This window comes from Streptomyces sp. NPDC001020 (assembly GCF_053599115.1).
Map to the genome: position 1 here is coordinate 48,524 of NZ_JBSFLQ010000020.1, position 15,230 is coordinate 63,753.

Sequence of the window (15,230 nt, forward strand, 5' to 3'; positions counted from 1 at the left end):
GTTGCTTGCTTGCTTGCTTGCTTGCTGCCTGGTGGGCGGCCTCGCCCGGCGACCCGTCATGAGAACACCCGCTCACTTCTACGGCAGCTCCGCTGCTCTGCCTACCGGCCTTGACAACGAGCCCCCCGCTGGCTGAACAGCGTTGGGCATGGAAATCGGGTCGGTCCGATGCTTCAAGTCTCAGGGTTTTCGCCCTCCGGCTCGATGCGTTTGCGGCGACGGTAGGCGGCGGCCCGCTCTTTCCCGCCGCAGGCCGAACTGGAGCACCAGCGGCGCTTGCCCGGTCGACTGGTATCGACGAAGAGCAGTCCGCACTCGTGGCTGGCACACTCCCGGATACGTCCACAGGCGCTGCTGCCGAACAGGTCGATCGCATCGCGAGCGAGCGTGCTGAGGACGGCTTGCCCGGCTTCGGAGGGCGGGAGCGTCAGGTGGACACGTCCGGATCGCAGGACGGGGACGAGTGGTGGGGCGCCGGCAGCCGAGTTGATCAGTGCTTCGTCCCGGCGAGCCTCCCGTCGACCACTGATCACTCGCTGAGCCTGCCGGTAGATCGCCTCACGCAGTTCCCGCGCTTCCGCGAGGTCGCGAGACGTGACCGTCACGGGCTCGTCCAGTAGGCCCGCTTCCCGGCACCACCGCCCGAGATCAGAAGGCCGACGTAGACGTTCGTGATTGTCACGCCAGCGTTCGCCCACTGTGGCCACGAACGCGAGACAGAGGCGACCGGAGCGGAAATTGAACGCGAACTCCTCAGCGGGGATCTCGCCCGGTGGGGTTGCCTGCACCATCACGTCACGACTATAACTCGTGACTGTGGCTGATGACTTTGAACCAGCATCGCAGTGGTCTCGTGTCGAAAGCTTCCTGCGCGACCGGGGTGCCGCCGACATGCCCCATCCTGGCGGCACGCTCTTGGAGCACCTGGGTCGCGTAAGGCGGTTGCTCGCGGACTGGGGGGCGGATCCCGTGATCCAGATGGCCGGGCTGTGCCACGCGACATACGGAACCGATGGCTTCGACCAGTGGCTACAGTCGGCCACCGAACGGCACCTGCTGACCGAGCTGATCGGCGACCGAGCCGAAGCCCTGGTCTACCTGTACGCCAGCTGCGACCGTGGTGCCGTCTACCCGCAACTCGGAGCCGCCCAGCCGGTCGTCTTCCGGGACCGCTTCACCGGCACCGAACACGTGCCGAACGAAGCGGACTTGCGCGCATTCATGGAGATCACCGCCGCCAATGAACTCGATGTGATGGCCCACAACGACGAATTGGCCTCACGCTACGGTGCGGAGCTCTACCGGATTTTCACCCGCTCCGCCGACCTGCTCTCCACTGCTGCCCGCAACGCCTGTACAAAACGGCTGGGATGGTCTGCCTCGCCAGTGCGGATCACGGGATTCGACCACTTGGTACTGACCGTCACGAACATCGAGCGGACCATCGACTTCTATCAACGGGTCCTCGGTTTGCGGCCGGTCACCTTCGCGGCAGGGCGCCGCGCCCTTGCCTTCGGAACCAGCAAGATCAACCTGCATGAGGTCGGTAGCGAACTCCTGCCGCGCGCCGCCCGCCCTACACCTGGAAGCGCGGACCTGTGCCTGCTCACCGACCTGCCCCAGAGTCAGCTCCTCCAGCACCTGACCGCTTGTGATGTCCGTGTAGAGGAAGGACCCGTGCCGCGCACCGGCGCCCAAGGTCCGATCACCAGCACTTACCTGCGGGACCCCGACGGCAACCTGATCGAGATCAGCACCTACGGCCCTGGCGCCGGGGAGCTCCACAACTAGGAGCTTTCCGGCCGATCATGTGTGCGATGCCGGATGAGCCGGGCTGCTGCAGTGGTGGTTCCGAGGTGGAGGCAGCCGCCCTGGATGCACCTATGGAAGTGCTTGAGGCGGCGAATGGCTTCGCGGTGTGTCTTGCCGGGCCCGCCACCCGTCATCAGTAGCTGATGCGCGGTACGTAACCGCCCTGGCGGGTTCGCCTCGCGGTTCCCTGCCGGGGCGGGCGCAGCTGCCTTCCGGGATGCTGCTTCCCCGTGTCCGCGGCATCTTTTGCGGGCACTCGATCGTGACTCCACTCCGTTCTCAGGAGGCAGAGATCATGGTCGTTCGGCATCCCGCCGTGGGGGGAAAGGGGCGGTTCGAGCGGTTCTCCGAGGCCGCGTCCAACTTCACCAGCTCGCCGGTGTTCTACGTGGTGTGCCTGGTGCTGGTCGGTTTCTTCATCGCGGCGCACGCTGCGCGGCTGTCCGTCCCGTTGCTGCTGCTGGCCGGGGAGCTGATGACTTCTGTGACCCTGCTGCTGCTTGCCTTGCTCAAGAACGCGGAGCGGCGTGCCGAGCATGCGATTCAACGGAAGCTGGACGCGATCGCCGCGGCACTCCTGGAACAGGGTGAGGGTGAGGCGGCTAAGGCGCAGGAAGATCTTCGCCGGGCCATCGGTATGGATGAGGAAGTTTGAGGTCCCGGTCGCCGCGCGCTCCTGGTCGTGTCCAGGTTGCCTCGGGGAGGCAACGCGCGGGAAGGGACTCACCCGGTCACGGCTTGCCTTGGTCTTCGGATGGCTGAGGCAGAGCCGGTTGTCGGGGCGTGGCTGTCCGCCATCGCCATGGGTCGACGGGTCGGATGGCAGTCGAGGCGCTACTCACTCCGATGCGCCTGAGCCACGTCACCCTCATGCGTCTAATACGCGCATATCAAGACAAACAGTGTGAACATTGGGGCGCGGTGAAGTCATCCAGCCGACGAGCGACGAGCGAGGAGCGAGCGTGAGCGACCCGGCCCTTGAGCCCGGGAGGGCGCGACCTGCGAGTCCTCCGTTCGAACAGGCGTGCGCGGTGGCCGATGCTGTCCTGTACGAGGGGTATCTCCTCTATCCGTACCGGCGTTCCTCGCCCAAGAACCGGGTGCGCTGGCAGTTCGGCATCCTCGCGCCCCGCGCCTGGGTCGAGGCACAGGGCACCGTGGTACCGGGCGTCTCGGGGTCCGTCGAGTCCTGGCAGCAGCAGACCGAGTGCCTGCTGCGAGCGCAACCCGGCGCCGTGGTGCACGTGCGCGTGCGCTATCTCCAGGTGCGGCACAGGAGCGTGGAGCGACGGGAAGACGACGGCCGATATGTGCCCGTCGAGTCCTTCGAGGCCGCCGGGGTCGTCCATCTGGCATTCGAGGAGGCCGTGCCGCGCGAGCACGACCTTGTCGTACCGCTTGCGGATCTGCTGACGGGCGAACGCCTCTTCGCTGTCGGTGCTCGGGGCGGTGAGGAGACCGAGCCGCTTGCCGGAGGTGCGGGACGCCTGGTGCATCGGTGGTATCCGATCGAGGCACGCACCACGCTGCACGCCGAACGGCTCACCGGGCCCGGCTCGGTCCACCGGCTGCGGGTGCGCACGGAGAACATCGACCGCTCCACGTCGCCCGGGGCGTCGCGCGACGAGGCCCTGCGTCACGCGCTCGTCGCGACGCACACGTTCATCGGCGGTGACGGGCTGAGTTTCCTCTCCTCGATCGACCCGCCCGACGAGTTCACGGCCCAGGTGGCGGGTTGCGTCAACCTGCACACGTTCCCGGTGCTCGCCGGCGACGAGGGATCGGACGGCCTCGTCCTGTCGGCACCGATCATCCTTCCCGACCATCCACAGGTGGCCCCCGAGAGCCCCGGTGACCTGCACGATGCCGCGGAGATCGACGAGATCCTCACCCTGCGGACGCTTCTGCTGACGGATGAAGAGAAGCGTGAGGCGCGCGCCACCGATCCACGGGCCGCGGAGATTCTTGACCGGGTGGAGACCATGCCGCCCGAGGTGTTCGAGCGGCTGCACGGTGCCGTCCGCTCCCTGTCGCCGTCCCCTGCCCGCGTCAGTCCCTCCGCGGGTTGCCTCAAGACGCCCGACCGCCCCTCGGCGGATCCGCCACAGGCCCCCGAGCCGTCCACTCACTCCGCCGCACGCCCAGCCGAGGAGGTCGCCCCACCGCGGACGTCTCTCCCATGGTGGCAGGAGGGCGCTGACGACGGCCTGTCACCGGCCACGGACAGCGTCCTGATCGACGGTGTCGCGGTGGGGGGCGGCAGCAGAGTGCGACTGCGCCCGCGTGGCCGGGGCGCCGACGCGCAGGACATGTTCCTGGCCGGGCGGACCGCCCTGGTGGCGGCCGTCCGTCAGGACGTCGACGGCAGCCCGCACCTCGCGGTCACGCTCGAGGACGATCCGGCAGCCGAACTCCACCGTTGGTACGGCCGTTACCTGTACTTCCGCCCAGACGAGGTACGGCCGCTGGACACCGGACCGGACGAACGGCCGGCCACCGGACCGGGCGAGGAAGGGTGCGATGGACGCCATCGAGTTGTTGAAGCATGACCACCGGATGGTCGAGCAACTGTTCCGCGACTATCACTCCGCCGCTTCCGACCACCAGCGCAGAGCCGTGGTCGAGACGCTGATCCGCGAGCTGTCCAAGCACGCGGCGCTGGAGGAGCTGATGTTCTATCCGCTGGCCAGGAAGGTTCTTCCGAACAGCGGCCAGGAGATCGACGAACATCTGGCCGAGCACAAGGAGGTCAAGAAGACCCTGCTGGAACTGGACCGGCTGTCCACGGGCGACGACCGCACGGACGAACTGATGGGGCAACTGCACCGGGAGATCGAGGAACACATGCGCGAAGAGGAGGGCGAGTTGATGCCGAAACTCCGTGACGCCGTCTCCCAGGACGAGCTGGACCAGTTGGGCCGGTTCATCGCCCTCGCCAAGCAGAGCGCGCCGACCCGACCGCACCCGAACGCCCCGGACAAGCCTCCCGCGCTGACGCTCGTCGGACCGGCGGCAGCCGCCTACGACCGATTCCGGGACCGACTGCAAAGGAGGCCGAGGACATGACCGTCCAGAGCGGAACCACCGAAGTCAGTCAGGAGACCTCACGGGCCGAGAAGAGGAACGGCTTCGACGAGATCCACATCCTCTGGATCTCCGAGGGCATGAGTTGCGACGGCGACACGGTGTCCATGACGGCCTCCGGGCAGCCGGCCATCGAGGACATCGTGGCGGGTATCGTCCCGGGTCTGCCGAAGGTGCACCTGTACAACAAGGTGCTTTCCCCCAGCATGGGAGGCGAGGACTTCCTCGCGCCGTTCCGCGCGGCGGCCCGGGGCGATCTGGCACCGTTCATCCTCGTGATCGAAGGATCGATCCCGAACCAGAACATCATCGAGGGCGACGGCTACTGGACGTCGTTCGGCAACGACCCGGACACCGGCGAACCACTGACCCTCAACTGGTGGATCGATCGTCTCGCTCCCAAGGCCTGGGCGGTCGTCGCCGCGGGCACCTGTGCCACATTCGGCGGGATCCACGCGATGGCGGGCAATCCGACAGGTTGCATGGGTCTTGCCGACTACCTGGGCTGGGACTTCAAGTCGCAGGGCGCACTGCCGGTCGTCAACGTGCCCGGCTGCCCGATCCAACCGGAGAACTTCATGGAGACCCTGACATGGGTGCTCTACCACGCGGCCGGTTCCGCGCCGCCGCCTCCGCTGGACCACATGCTGCGCCCGCAGTGGCTGTTCGGAAAGACGGTCCACGAGGGATGCGACCGGGCCGCCTACTACGAGCAGGCCGACTTCGCCAGGGACTACAACTCGCCGAAGTGCCAGGTGAAGGTGGGCTGTTGGGGCCCCGTGGTCAACTGCAACGTGCCCAAGCGCGGCTGGATGGCGGGCATCGGCGGCTGCCCCAACGTCGGAGGCATCTGTATCGGCTGCACCATGCCCGGCTTCCCGGACGCGTTCATGCCGTTCATGGACGAGCCGACCGGAGCCACCTTCTCCTCGGCCCTCATCAGGCCCTACGGAGCCGTCATCCGGCGCCTGCGCGGGATCACCAACATCGCGGTGAACCGGGAGCCGAAGTGGCGCCACAACCGGGAAGAGCTGACCAGCGGCTACGACCCGTACTGGCGCTCATGAAGCAGGTCGACGCAAAGAGAGCGAGGTAAGCAAGACCATGACGGCAACCGAGGCCCGGTCCACGAAGCGGAAACCGGCGCAACTCGTGGACATGTCCTGGGATCCGATCACCCGGATCATCGGCAACCTGGGCATCTACACGAAAATCGACTTCGCGAACCGGGAGGTGGTGGAGTGTCACAGCACCTCCTCCTTGTTCCGGGGGTATTCGGTGTTCATGAGGGGCAAGGACCCGCGCGACGCCGGATTCATCACCTCGCGCATCTGCGGCATCTGCGGTGACAACCACACCACGTGCTCCAACTACGCCCAGCAGATGGCCTACGGGGTCAAACCGCCCTGGCTCGCCGAGACCATCACCAACCTCGGCGAAGCCGCCGAATACCTTTTCGATCACACCATCTTTCAGGACAACCTGGTCTTCGTCGACTTCTGCGAGGCCATGGTCAAGGCCACCAACCCGGGCCTGCTGGCCAAGGCGGAGCGCACCGAGGCGCGTAACGGCCACATCCACGGCTACCGGACCATCGCCGACATCATGCGCGCCTTCAACCCGTTCGAGGGCGAGATGTACAAGCAGGCGCTCAAGGTCAGCCGGATCACGCGGGAGATGTTCTGTCTGATGGAGGGGCGTCACGTACACCCTTCGACCCTCTATCCGGGCGGGGTCGGCACCATGCCGGAGCCGACCACGTTCACCGACTACCTCTCACGGCTCCTGAGGGTCCTCGACTTCGTCAAGCGGTCCGTGAGCATGAACGACGACGTCTTCGACTTCTTCTACGAGGCCCTTCCCGGCTACGAGGAGGTGGGGCGCCGCCGTATCCTGCTGGGCTGCTGGGGCGCCTGGCAGGACCCGGATGTCGTCGACTACCGCTACGAGTCGATGGGCGACTGGGGCAGGAGCATGTTCGTCACCCCCGGCATCATCGTCGACGGCAAGGTCCTCACCAACGACCTCGTGGACATCAACCTGGGCATGAGAATCCTGCTGGGCAGCTCGTACTACGAGGACTGGGTGGGCGAGGAGCCGTTCGTCACGCACGACCCGCTGGGCAACCCGGTCGACATGCACCACCCCTGGAACCAGACGACGGTCCCGGTGCCGCAGAAGCGCAACTTCGACGACAAGTACAGCTGGGTGATGAGCCCCCGCTGGTACGACAAGTCCAGCGACAGGCACCTCGCGCTGGACACCGGCGGAGGCCCCCTGGCCCGGCTGTGGTCGACGGCGCTCAACGGACTGGTGGACACTCCCTATGTGAAGGCCACGGGCCACAGCGTGCGGATCACGCTGCCCAAGAGCGAGGAACTGCCGGAGATGACACTGGAGTGGAAGGTCCCCCAGTGGAGCAACACGATCGAGCGCGACCGGGCCCGGCCGTACTTCGTCGCGTACGCCGCCGCCATGGCCTTCCACTTCCTGGAGCGGGCGATGACCCACATCCGCGCGGGCGACACCAAGATCTTCGAGAACTACGAAGTGCCGGACGAAGCGATCGGCTGCGGATTCCACGAAGCGGTTCGCGGTGTCCTCTCGCACCACCTGGTCATCAAGGACAAGAAGATCGCGAACTACCACCCGTATCCGCCGACTCCCTGGAACGCGAGCCCCCGGGACATCTACGGCACTCCGGGGCCGTACGAGGACGCCGTCCAGGGCCAGCCGATCTTCGAGGAGAACGGCCCCGACGACTTCAAGGGCGTCGACATCATGCGCACCGTCCGCAGCTTCGACCCCTGTTTGCCCTGTGGTGTGCACATGTATCTGGGCAAGGGCAACACGCTGACCAAACTGCACTCGCCCATGTTCGGAGCCGCAGGTGGCTGACACCCCACGGCTGGACGAAGCGGCGGTAGCGGAGCGACTGTCCCGCATCGACCGGCTGCTCGAACAGATCGAAGACGCTCCGGGCCCGATGACCGGAGCGGCGATCGAGGCGTTGCAAACCCTGACCGAGGTCTACGGGGAGGCACTGGCCCGGGTACTGGACCTCGTCGGCCCCGGTCCGGCCGGGCTCATGGCCGACGACGACCTTGTCGGGCATCTGATGGTGCTGCACGACATCCACCCCGAATCACCGGAGCGCCGTGCCGCGCGCGCTGTCGAGAGCCTCCGCCCGGCGGTGCGGGCGCGCGGCGGGGACATCGAACTGACGGGCGTGGAAGGGGGAGTGGCCCGGGTGCGGCTGACCGCCAAGGGGTGCGGTTCCTCCACGGCCGGTATCGAGGAGGCGGTGCGTGAGGCCGTGCTCGCGCTGGCTCCCGAACTCTCCGGCGTCGAACGGGTGCCGGGGGACGACGGACGGCAGCCCGCGTTCGTCCCGGTGGAAGCTCTCACTCTGCGCCCCGCCACCGCCGGGGAGCGGGCATGACCTCCGGCGCGCTGGCCCGCGTCATCCGCTCCGCCGCGAAACGACGTGTGGACACGGAGCGGTGCGACCTGTGCGGTGCCGAGGTGCCACCCGGACACCGGCACCTGTTGGAGGCGGAACGGGAGGCGGTGCTGTGTGCCTGCCAGGCCTGCTCCCTGCTGTTCGTCAGGGACGAAGCCGCGGAGGGGCGGTACCGGCTGGTGCCGACGCGGCGGGTGCGGCTTCCTCCGGTCGCGACCCGGGCGCTCGGTGTACCGGTCGGGCTCGCCTTCTTCGTGGCACACGCGGACGGCACCGTGAGCGCGCACTACCCGAGCCCCGCCGGGGCCACGCGCTGGGAGGCGGATCCGTCGGCCTGGCGTGACGCCGTCTCCGGCTGCCCGACGCTCGCGACCCTCGAACCCGATGTGGAGGCGCTGCTCGTCAACACCACCCACGCCGCGAAGCACCACTGGATCGTCCCGATTGACGACTGCTTCCGCCTGGTAGCGGTCGTTCGGGGGGAGTGGCGGGGCCTGTCCGGCGGGGACCGGGTGTGGCCCGCGATCGAGGAGTTCTTCGGAGGGTTGACCGAACGACCGTAGGAACCGTCCGTCAGGACCGTGAGGAGAGGACATGGGCCGAATCCGAGTAGGTAAACCGCAGGCGAAACCGGACATGTCGAGAACCGTGGCCGGAGTGCACCAGGGCAACAGAGGCCCCTACCACCGTCAGCCCGGACACCACAGGGACGGGACCGCCGACGCCCGGCGTTCCACCGGGATTCACTGGAAGAAGCACAACGCGATCATGAAGATCATGCCGAGCCTTCCCCCGGGCTGACACATCGACCAGGAATGCGCGCCCGCACCGGGCGCGCACTGGAGACGACCGAAGGAGCACGGAACATGGCGAGACGTGTGCGGATCACAGCGAAACGTGTACTGATCGCGCAGGCACTGATCGTGGGCGGCCTGGCAGTGGTGCTGATGGCGCGAGAGATGCCCGGACTAATGCGCGAGGTCAGGATCTGGCGGATGGTGGGATTCCGGGCCGGCTCCCGGTATCCCCGCTGAGGAACGGCCCGGACGACGACTGCGACCAACGTTCGATCCAGGCAGGCGAACACACCGGGGATCGGCCGGTCGCCGAGTCGGGCAAGTACAAGATCTCCATGGACTGCGGCGAGCAGGCACTGCTGCCTGCGGTCCGTGGCGCCGATGCGGACTGGTCATCGCCGAGTGTTCCTGTAAGAAGCAGATCGAGGGGGTCTACTGCGCAGGATGCCTCGAAGGCCTGCGCGATCTCAGGCTGGCAGCCGATCGGGTGAGCCCTGTCAGGCCGACCCCGGCATGGGCTGCCGACGGGGGATTCAGTGTCTACAGGGTGGGCCGGACCCGGCCCTGACAGGACCATGAGAGGCAGGTGCACGATGGGGCAAGAGGACAATGTGATCGAAGAATTGATGGCCGACCACCGGGAGGTCGAAGAGATCTTCGGCAGGATCCGCACCACGACCAGCCAAGGCCAGGAGCTGCGTGATCTCGTCGACGAGGTCACCATCGAGCTGGTTCGGCACTCGGTCGCCGAGGAGCAGTACCTGTACCCGGCGGTTCGCGAGCATGTCGTGGGCGGCGACCGGATGGCGGACAAGGAGGTCGAGGATCACAGCCGTGTCGAGAAGCTCCTCAAGCAACTGGAGAAGACGAAGACCGACGACCCCCAGATGAGACCGCTGCTGCAGCAGCTCATGGAGGAGGTGACCACCCACGTCGAGGACGAGGAGAACAACCTCTTCCCGCTGCTGCGTCAGGCCTGCTCATCCGAGACGCTCGACGATCTCGGCGAAAAGATCCGGCGGGCCAAGGCCATGGCCCCCACCCGCCCGCACCCCGCCGCCCCGGACACTCCGCCCGCGAACAAGCTCCTCGCACCGGGCGCCGGCCTGGTCGACAGGGCCCGCGACTTCGTCACCGGCCGCGGCAGGTCCTGACCGGCCCCTCCCATAGCGGCCTTGGGGCAGGCACCGCGGCCGGACCGCAGGTGGTCGGTGCGGTCCCGGCGCCCGCGCAGGGCGAGTCAGTGGAGGTTGATGGTAACCCTGAACAACTTCTCGATGAACGGGCAGAGCTGTCCCGGAGCTGTGGGTCGGCATCGTTGGACCGCGGTGATGTCGCTCCGCCCGGGAGCGACGGCCGTGAAATGGGCGATGGCGTCGCCATCCGGCGTGGTGCGGGCGTCAATCCGCTTCAGCGCATTGCGGTTCGAGGTGTCGGGCTCAGACCACACCCACCTTTGACCGCTGCTTGCCTTTGCGCCGCGGAGGTGAACTGTGATCCGACTGCGGGTTGGGATGCCGAAAACCTTCCCGTTGTCGATGTTCGACAGTGTCAGGGTGCCCTGTGGCATTGCATGCGCGTCGGGAAGCGCTGCCGGAGCGGTCAGCGCGGTCGCAGCGAGCGCGGTGGCGGCAAGCATGGCCCTGCCAAGCATGGCGATCCTCCTGGTAAGCCCGAGGTCCACGGCCAGTCAACAGCCATGCACTGGTCGAGACTCACAGCACGGGGTGTTGTTCACCCGAATGGAGTCCGCACAAGGTTCCGGTCCCTTCCCCGGGGTGGCTCGAGGAAGGGACCGGAGTCAGGTGCTGTGGTGCTCAGCCGGTGACTTTCACGACGCCCGTAACCGTCACGTCTGCGCCCGTGCCGTCTGCCGGGGTGGCGGTCAGCCGCCAGGTGTAGCCGCCGGTCGCCACCGGGGTGCCCGACTCGGACGCACCGTCCCAGTTGACCCGTACCGCGCTGCGGGTGTCCTTGCCGGTCCAGGTGCGGACGACCTCGCCGGTCGCGCGACTGGTGAGCGTCATCTGCCAGGACTTCGCGGGCTTGGAGAGCCACCATGCGGCGGCCCACTCACCGGACGCCGTGGCGGGTGCGGCGGTGCGGGCGACACTCAGCGCGGAGACGTTGTGCTGCGGCGCGGTGACGTGGACGGTGTCGTCCGCGTCGACCCAGGAGAGCTTGCCCGCGGCCGCGTCAAGGGTCCAGGTGGTGCCGCGCCCGTCGCCGTCCGCAGGCTGCTTCAGGCCGGTGACGGTGCCCAGGTCGGCCGTGGAGCCGTCCGTCTGCAGACCCGTGAGGCGCAGCTCGCCGGATGCCTCGCGGTGGGCCAGGAAGTGGTCGCCGAGCAGGACCTCGGACGCCGGTGCGGGGAAGGTCTGCCCGGTCGCCAGGTCGCGTACGCCCGCCGTGTTCTGCGTAGCGCAACTCCAGTACAGCAGGGTGCCGCTGCTCTGCAGTTCGTTCGGGACACAGGCGGTGCCGAAGTCGATGGTGTCGGTCAGGGAGCCGGTGCGGGCGTTGACCACGTTCACGATGCCGGGCTTCTTCGGCGCCGACTTGAACAGCCGCTTCTGGTTCAACACAGCGGCTTGCGTCGGCTGTTCACGGGTGATGAGGTCACGGGCGGTGTCCACGACGTACTGCGTTCCGCCCGCCTCGTACAGCACGAACTCCGGCGCCGTGCCGAGGATCCGGCCGTTCGCGGCCGGCAGCGGGAAGCTGTCCGTGGGGTGCTTGGGGTCGTCGCCGGTCACCAGCACGTCCTTGCCCGTGTCCGGGTCGGCGACCAGCCGGGCCAGGCCCTCGTCGGTGCCGTCGGCGAAGCGGCCGGCCTTCAGGCCCGGGAAGTCGGTGAGCGCCGGGCCGTCGGCCGGCTCGAGCCCGGTGCCGATGTCCTTGCCGTGCAACGTGGGTGTCCCGGCAAGGGAGCTGACGTACCGCAGCTTGCCCCGGTCCAGGCTCAGCGCGTCGATCGCACCGTCCGCCGTCTTGATCCGGGGCACTTGACGCAGGGACAGGTCGTCGACGAGGCCAAGGCCGTCGATGCTGAACAGGTGCACGGCGCGCTTGCCGTCGGCGTTCTTGCCGAGCGCGACCAGCGAACCTGTGCCCTCGCTGCGCAGGTACACCTGCTCGACATCGCTCAGCAGGTTCCGCTCCTTGTCCGGCCCGCCGAACGGCGTCAGGTGCAGTGGGTCGCCGTCGCCCTCGTACCAGAGCACGTTGTCGCCCACCACGAAGGACGTCACCTTGCTGTCGGGGGACTGCGTGGTGAGTGGCACGAAACGCGGGGCGTCCTTGCTGCCCAGCGGCATGACCCGCACGCCCGGCTCCCCGCTGCGCGAGAACCAGCTGACGGTGGTCTGCGTGATGCGGAAGCTGCTTGCCTCGCCGGTCACGGGCAGCGGGGTGACCGTGCCGTTGTACGCGGTGAGGATGCCGTAGCCCGGAGTGCCGTCGGCGGCGCGGTAGCCGATGACGAGCTGGTTGTAGTAGGCGCCGAGCAGTTCGGGCTCGGCGCCGGTGGTGGCGCCGGCGGGTAGCTTGACGACGGGGTCGCTGCCCGGGTCCCCACCGCGCGCCACACGCAACTGGTACGTTCCGTCGCCCTGGTCGACGGTGACCAGTACCCAGCCGTTGGCCACACGCGGGTTGAGGTAGTCGGACGGCAGGCTGATGGTGCTGGTGAATCTGGGATCCTCGACGCCGACGCGTACGACGTCCGTGCCGCCGTCCTCGCGCGGCTTGAGGTAGTTGACACGGTTGTTTTCGTCATGGGTGGGCACGATGGCGTCCTGCGGTACGCCGTCAAGGGCCGGGACAGGCCTGGTGCTGCGGTTGTACGTCGTCGTCCAGAGGTAACCGCCGCCCTCGCGGTGCAGTACGCCCTGGCCGCCGGTCGCCAGCACCGTCTCGGGGCCGTCCCGGTAGGCGTCGGGCGCGGGTATGAGCACCTCGGTCGTTTCAGCCGCGTGAGCCGTCGTCGACACCGCGGTTGTCAGCGTGGCGGTGAGCACGGCGGCGAAGGCGGCGGCGGTACGGCGGGTGCTCCGGATACTCCGGATACTCCGGATACGGTTGATCGTGCGCAGGTGATCGGACACCTGACCCCCCCCAAGTCTGGCTGCTTACAGGCACGTTCACGCAAACCGCAGTAACCATACGTGGGTGTGGGGGAGTTGTGCGTAGGGCGTGTGCGACTCGTGGTGTGTGGAAGGTCACGGCACTCGTCCCGGAGGGTGGTCGCGGCTCCTCCACCCGGCGCGTCGTGGAGCCGCACCGGGCGGTGAACTGGGGGCGGCGCTGGTACCTGGTGGCGTGGGACGTCGAGCGCGAGGACTGGCGGACCTTCAGGGTCGACCGGATCCAGCCCCGCACCCCGACCGGACCGCGCTTCGCCCCGCGCGACCTGCCCGGCGGGGACTGGTCACCCACCTCCGCCGGCTCGCGTACCGCTACGCCCGCTCGACTCCGCCAACCCGCTGAGTGAGCCTCCTCGGACTCGTGGCCGTGCCCACGACGGCCTGCTGATCACCCTCCGGGCTGAGCCCCCGGTCCAGGTCGGCCCGAGCTCAGTTGCCCCCGTAGTCGTTCTGGTGGTGAGCATGAGGTCTCCTTGCCGACGCAGGAATCAGTGAGAGACGGGAAGTTCGCCGGTGGTTTGGCCGACGGGTTCGCCCGCCGCGGCCACCGTGGGCGTCGGCTGGGTGCGCAGCTCGAGGGCGCTGATCAACGCGGCGAGCAGGGCCGCGGCGAGGGGGACCCACAGGGCCGCCTGGTAGCCGTCGAGCAGGGCGGCCGGTGACGTTGATGCGGTGGCTGAGACATTGACGGCGGTGACCGTGGAAAGGCCGATCGCAGCGCCGAACTGGAAGGAGGTGTAGAGCAGTCCGCCGGCCAAGCCCTGTTCCTCCTCCTTGACGCCCTCGGTGGCGACGATGGTGAGAGGGCCGGGCCGTAGGCGAGGGAGAAGGCGAGACCGAGGGTGAGCAGGCTGGGAAACATCGCCGGGTAGGTCCAGTCGGCACCGACCGGCAGGAACAGGGCGTACGACACGAGGCTGCCCTGGAGCGGGCCGCCACCACCGCGCGCGGCATCGACACCGTTCTGCATGTCGGCTTCTCGAACCCGCTGACCGGCGAGATCGTCATGAAGACGGCGGAGGCACTGCGCGTCAGCCACCCCAGGCTCGCCGTGGAGATCTGTGAGGTGCCCCTCGCCGATCCGTACGGTCAGCTCCGCAAGGGAGAGTTCGACATCCAGATCGCAGAACTCCCGGTGCGTGATGAGGATCTGGGTAAGGGCCCGACGCTGCTCGCAGAGGAGCGCATCCTCGCGATCCACTCGGCCCATCCGCTCGCCGCCCGAGACTCGGTGTCCCTGGAGGACCTGGCCGACGTACCACTGCTCACGATCGTCGGCAACGTACCCGACTACTGGCTCGAGCACCACGCCCCCGCACACACACCGAGCGGTCAGCCCATCGCCCGCGGCCCCAGCATGACCAACATGCAGGAGGCGTTGGTACTGGTCGCCGGCAGCAAGGGCGCGCTGCTCGCGCCCGCGCACACGGAGACGTACTACGCCCGCCCCGGTGTCACCTACGTACCCTTCGCAGACGCGGAGCCGACCGGCTACGGCCTGGTGTGGCGGACCGGACACGCCACCGGCGCGGTGCGGGCCTTCGCCAGAACCGCACGCGAGGTGGCCAGAGAAGTGGCACGGACGGATCCCCGGACTTCCTTGCGCGACACGTCCGTCGGCAGCCCACTCACATAGGCGACCGCCGTCGCTCGCGGCTCCCTCCGCCATCGCCCGGTTGCTGACACCACCCCGCACATCTCCTCCCACTTGGAATTCACCCAGCGCACCTCGAAACAACCGTCCGGCGCCACCGGACAGCAGAAACCACCTCTCCCGGCCGGTCCGCCACCGGCCGGGAGGGTCTCCTTGTGCGCCCGCGGTCACGCGATCCCCCCGGAACTTCCAGCCAAGGTCCGGCGTACCAACGGGCAACGTACGGCAGTCTGGGCAGGTCGGCAGCCCACCAAGGGCCGCCACTCGAACGGTTC

At 68.0% G+C, this 15,230-nt stretch carries 15 protein-coding genes and 2 pseudogenes; 13 read left to right on the plus strand and 4 right to left on the minus strand.

The features are described from left to right. Positions 1-173: 173 nt before the first annotated feature. On the minus strand, positions 174-791 hold the full coding sequence (locus ACWDEX_RS20275) for a CGNR zinc finger domain-containing protein (RefSeq protein WP_450465112.1): 618 nt from the start codon (positions 789-791) through the stop codon (positions 174-176). A gap of 25 nt (positions 792-816) precedes the next feature. Here ACWDEX_RS20275 and ACWDEX_RS20280 point away from each other — a divergent pair, with 25 nt between their 5' ends. The 11 genes from ACWDEX_RS20280 (at position 817) to ACWDEX_RS20330 (ending at position 10,310) form a co-directional block, all read left to right on the plus strand. Next, positions 817-1,791, plus strand: a complete 975-nt coding sequence (locus ACWDEX_RS20280) for a VOC family protein (RefSeq protein WP_450465015.1) — start codon at positions 817-819, stop codon at positions 1,789-1,791. A 316-nt stretch (positions 1,792-2,107) separates the two neighbouring features. Next, positions 2,108-2,467 carry a hypothetical protein gene (locus ACWDEX_RS20285; protein WP_450465016.1) on the plus strand — a complete coding sequence of 120 codons (360 nt, stop codon included), beginning with the start codon at positions 2,108-2,110 and terminating at the stop codon, positions 2,465-2,467. Positions 2,468-2,774: 307 nt separating this feature from the next. Then, positions 2,775-4,361 carry a hypothetical protein gene (locus ACWDEX_RS20290; RefSeq protein ID WP_450465017.1) on the plus strand — a complete coding sequence of 529 codons (1,587 nt, stop codon included), beginning with the start codon at positions 2,775-2,777 and terminating at the stop codon, positions 4,359-4,361. Next, positions 4,333-4,878: a hemerythrin domain-containing protein gene (locus tag ACWDEX_RS20295; protein ID WP_450465018.1), complete on the plus strand. Its 546-nt coding sequence runs from the start codon at positions 4,333-4,335 to the stop codon at positions 4,876-4,878. Before ACWDEX_RS20290 ends, ACWDEX_RS20295 begins: the two co-directional genes overlap by 29 nt. Further along, the gene (locus ACWDEX_RS20300) at positions 4,875-5,963 is read left to right on the plus strand and encodes an NADH-quinone oxidoreductase subunit B family protein (RefSeq protein WP_450465019.1); all 1,089 of its coding nucleotides are present in this window, start codon (positions 4,875-4,877) and stop codon (positions 5,961-5,963) included. The genes ACWDEX_RS20295 and ACWDEX_RS20300 overlap by 4 nt, the downstream gene beginning before the upstream one ends. 37 nt (positions 5,964-6,000) lie before the next feature. After that, on the plus strand, positions 6,001-7,794 hold the full coding sequence (locus ACWDEX_RS20305) for a nickel-dependent hydrogenase large subunit (protein WP_450465021.1): 1,794 nt from the start codon (positions 6,001-6,003) through the stop codon (positions 7,792-7,794). Beyond that, on the plus strand, positions 7,787-8,338 hold the full coding sequence (locus tag ACWDEX_RS20310) for a NifU family protein (protein WP_450465022.1): 552 nt from the start codon (positions 7,787-7,789) through the stop codon (positions 8,336-8,338). The genes ACWDEX_RS20305 and ACWDEX_RS20310 overlap by 8 nt, the downstream gene beginning before the upstream one ends. Then, positions 8,335-8,922, plus strand: a complete 588-nt coding sequence (locus ACWDEX_RS20315) for a DUF5947 family protein (RefSeq protein ID WP_450465024.1) — start codon at positions 8,335-8,337, stop codon at positions 8,920-8,922. The genes ACWDEX_RS20310 and ACWDEX_RS20315 overlap by 4 nt, the downstream gene beginning before the upstream one ends. Before the next feature lie 31 nt (positions 8,923-8,953). Next, positions 8,954-9,160: a hypothetical protein gene (locus tag ACWDEX_RS20320; RefSeq protein WP_450465025.1), complete on the plus strand. Its 207-nt coding sequence runs from the start codon at positions 8,954-8,956 to the stop codon at positions 9,158-9,160. A gap of 65 nt (positions 9,161-9,225) precedes the next feature. Then, the gene (locus ACWDEX_RS20325) at positions 9,226-9,393 is read left to right on the plus strand and encodes a hypothetical protein (protein ID WP_450465026.1); all 168 of its coding nucleotides are present in this window, start codon (positions 9,226-9,228) and stop codon (positions 9,391-9,393) included. Positions 9,394-9,749: 356 nt separating this feature from the next. After that, a complete protein-coding gene (locus ACWDEX_RS20330; protein WP_450465028.1) occupies positions 9,750-10,310 on the plus strand; it encodes a hemerythrin domain-containing protein in 561 nt (186 codons plus the stop codon). An 86-nt stretch (positions 10,311-10,396) separates the two neighbouring features. On the opposite strand, the gene ACWDEX_RS20335 is transcribed toward ACWDEX_RS20330, so the two are convergent. After that, positions 10,397-10,795 (minus strand): hypothetical protein, encoded by a 399-nt coding sequence (locus ACWDEX_RS20335; protein WP_450465029.1) that lies wholly within the window; start codon positions 10,793-10,795, stop codon positions 10,397-10,399. 178 nt (positions 10,796-10,973) lie between these two features. Continuing rightward, positions 10,974-13,262 (minus strand): FlgD immunoglobulin-like domain containing protein, encoded by a 2,289-nt coding sequence (locus tag ACWDEX_RS20340; protein WP_450465030.1) that lies wholly within the window; start codon positions 13,260-13,262, stop codon positions 10,974-10,976. 143 nt (positions 13,263-13,405) lie between these two features. Here ACWDEX_RS20340 and ACWDEX_RS20345 point away from each other — a divergent pair. Next, positions 13,406-13,633, plus strand: a pseudogene (locus ACWDEX_RS20345) (helix-turn-helix transcriptional regulator); the annotation flags it as partial. Between the two features lie 156 nt (positions 13,634-13,789). Here ACWDEX_RS20345 and ACWDEX_RS20350 read toward each other — a convergent pair. After that, positions 13,790-14,238 (minus strand): annotated as a pseudogene (locus ACWDEX_RS20350) (MFS transporter); the annotation flags it as partial. A 69-nt stretch (positions 14,239-14,307) separates the two neighbouring features. Between ACWDEX_RS20350 and ACWDEX_RS20355 the strand changes: the two are divergent. Beyond that, complete coding sequence (locus ACWDEX_RS20355) at positions 14,308-14,937, plus strand: LysR substrate-binding domain-containing protein (RefSeq protein ID WP_450465031.1); 630 nt, start codon at positions 14,308-14,310, stop codon at positions 14,935-14,937. Positions 14,938-15,230 lie beyond the last annotated feature (293 nt).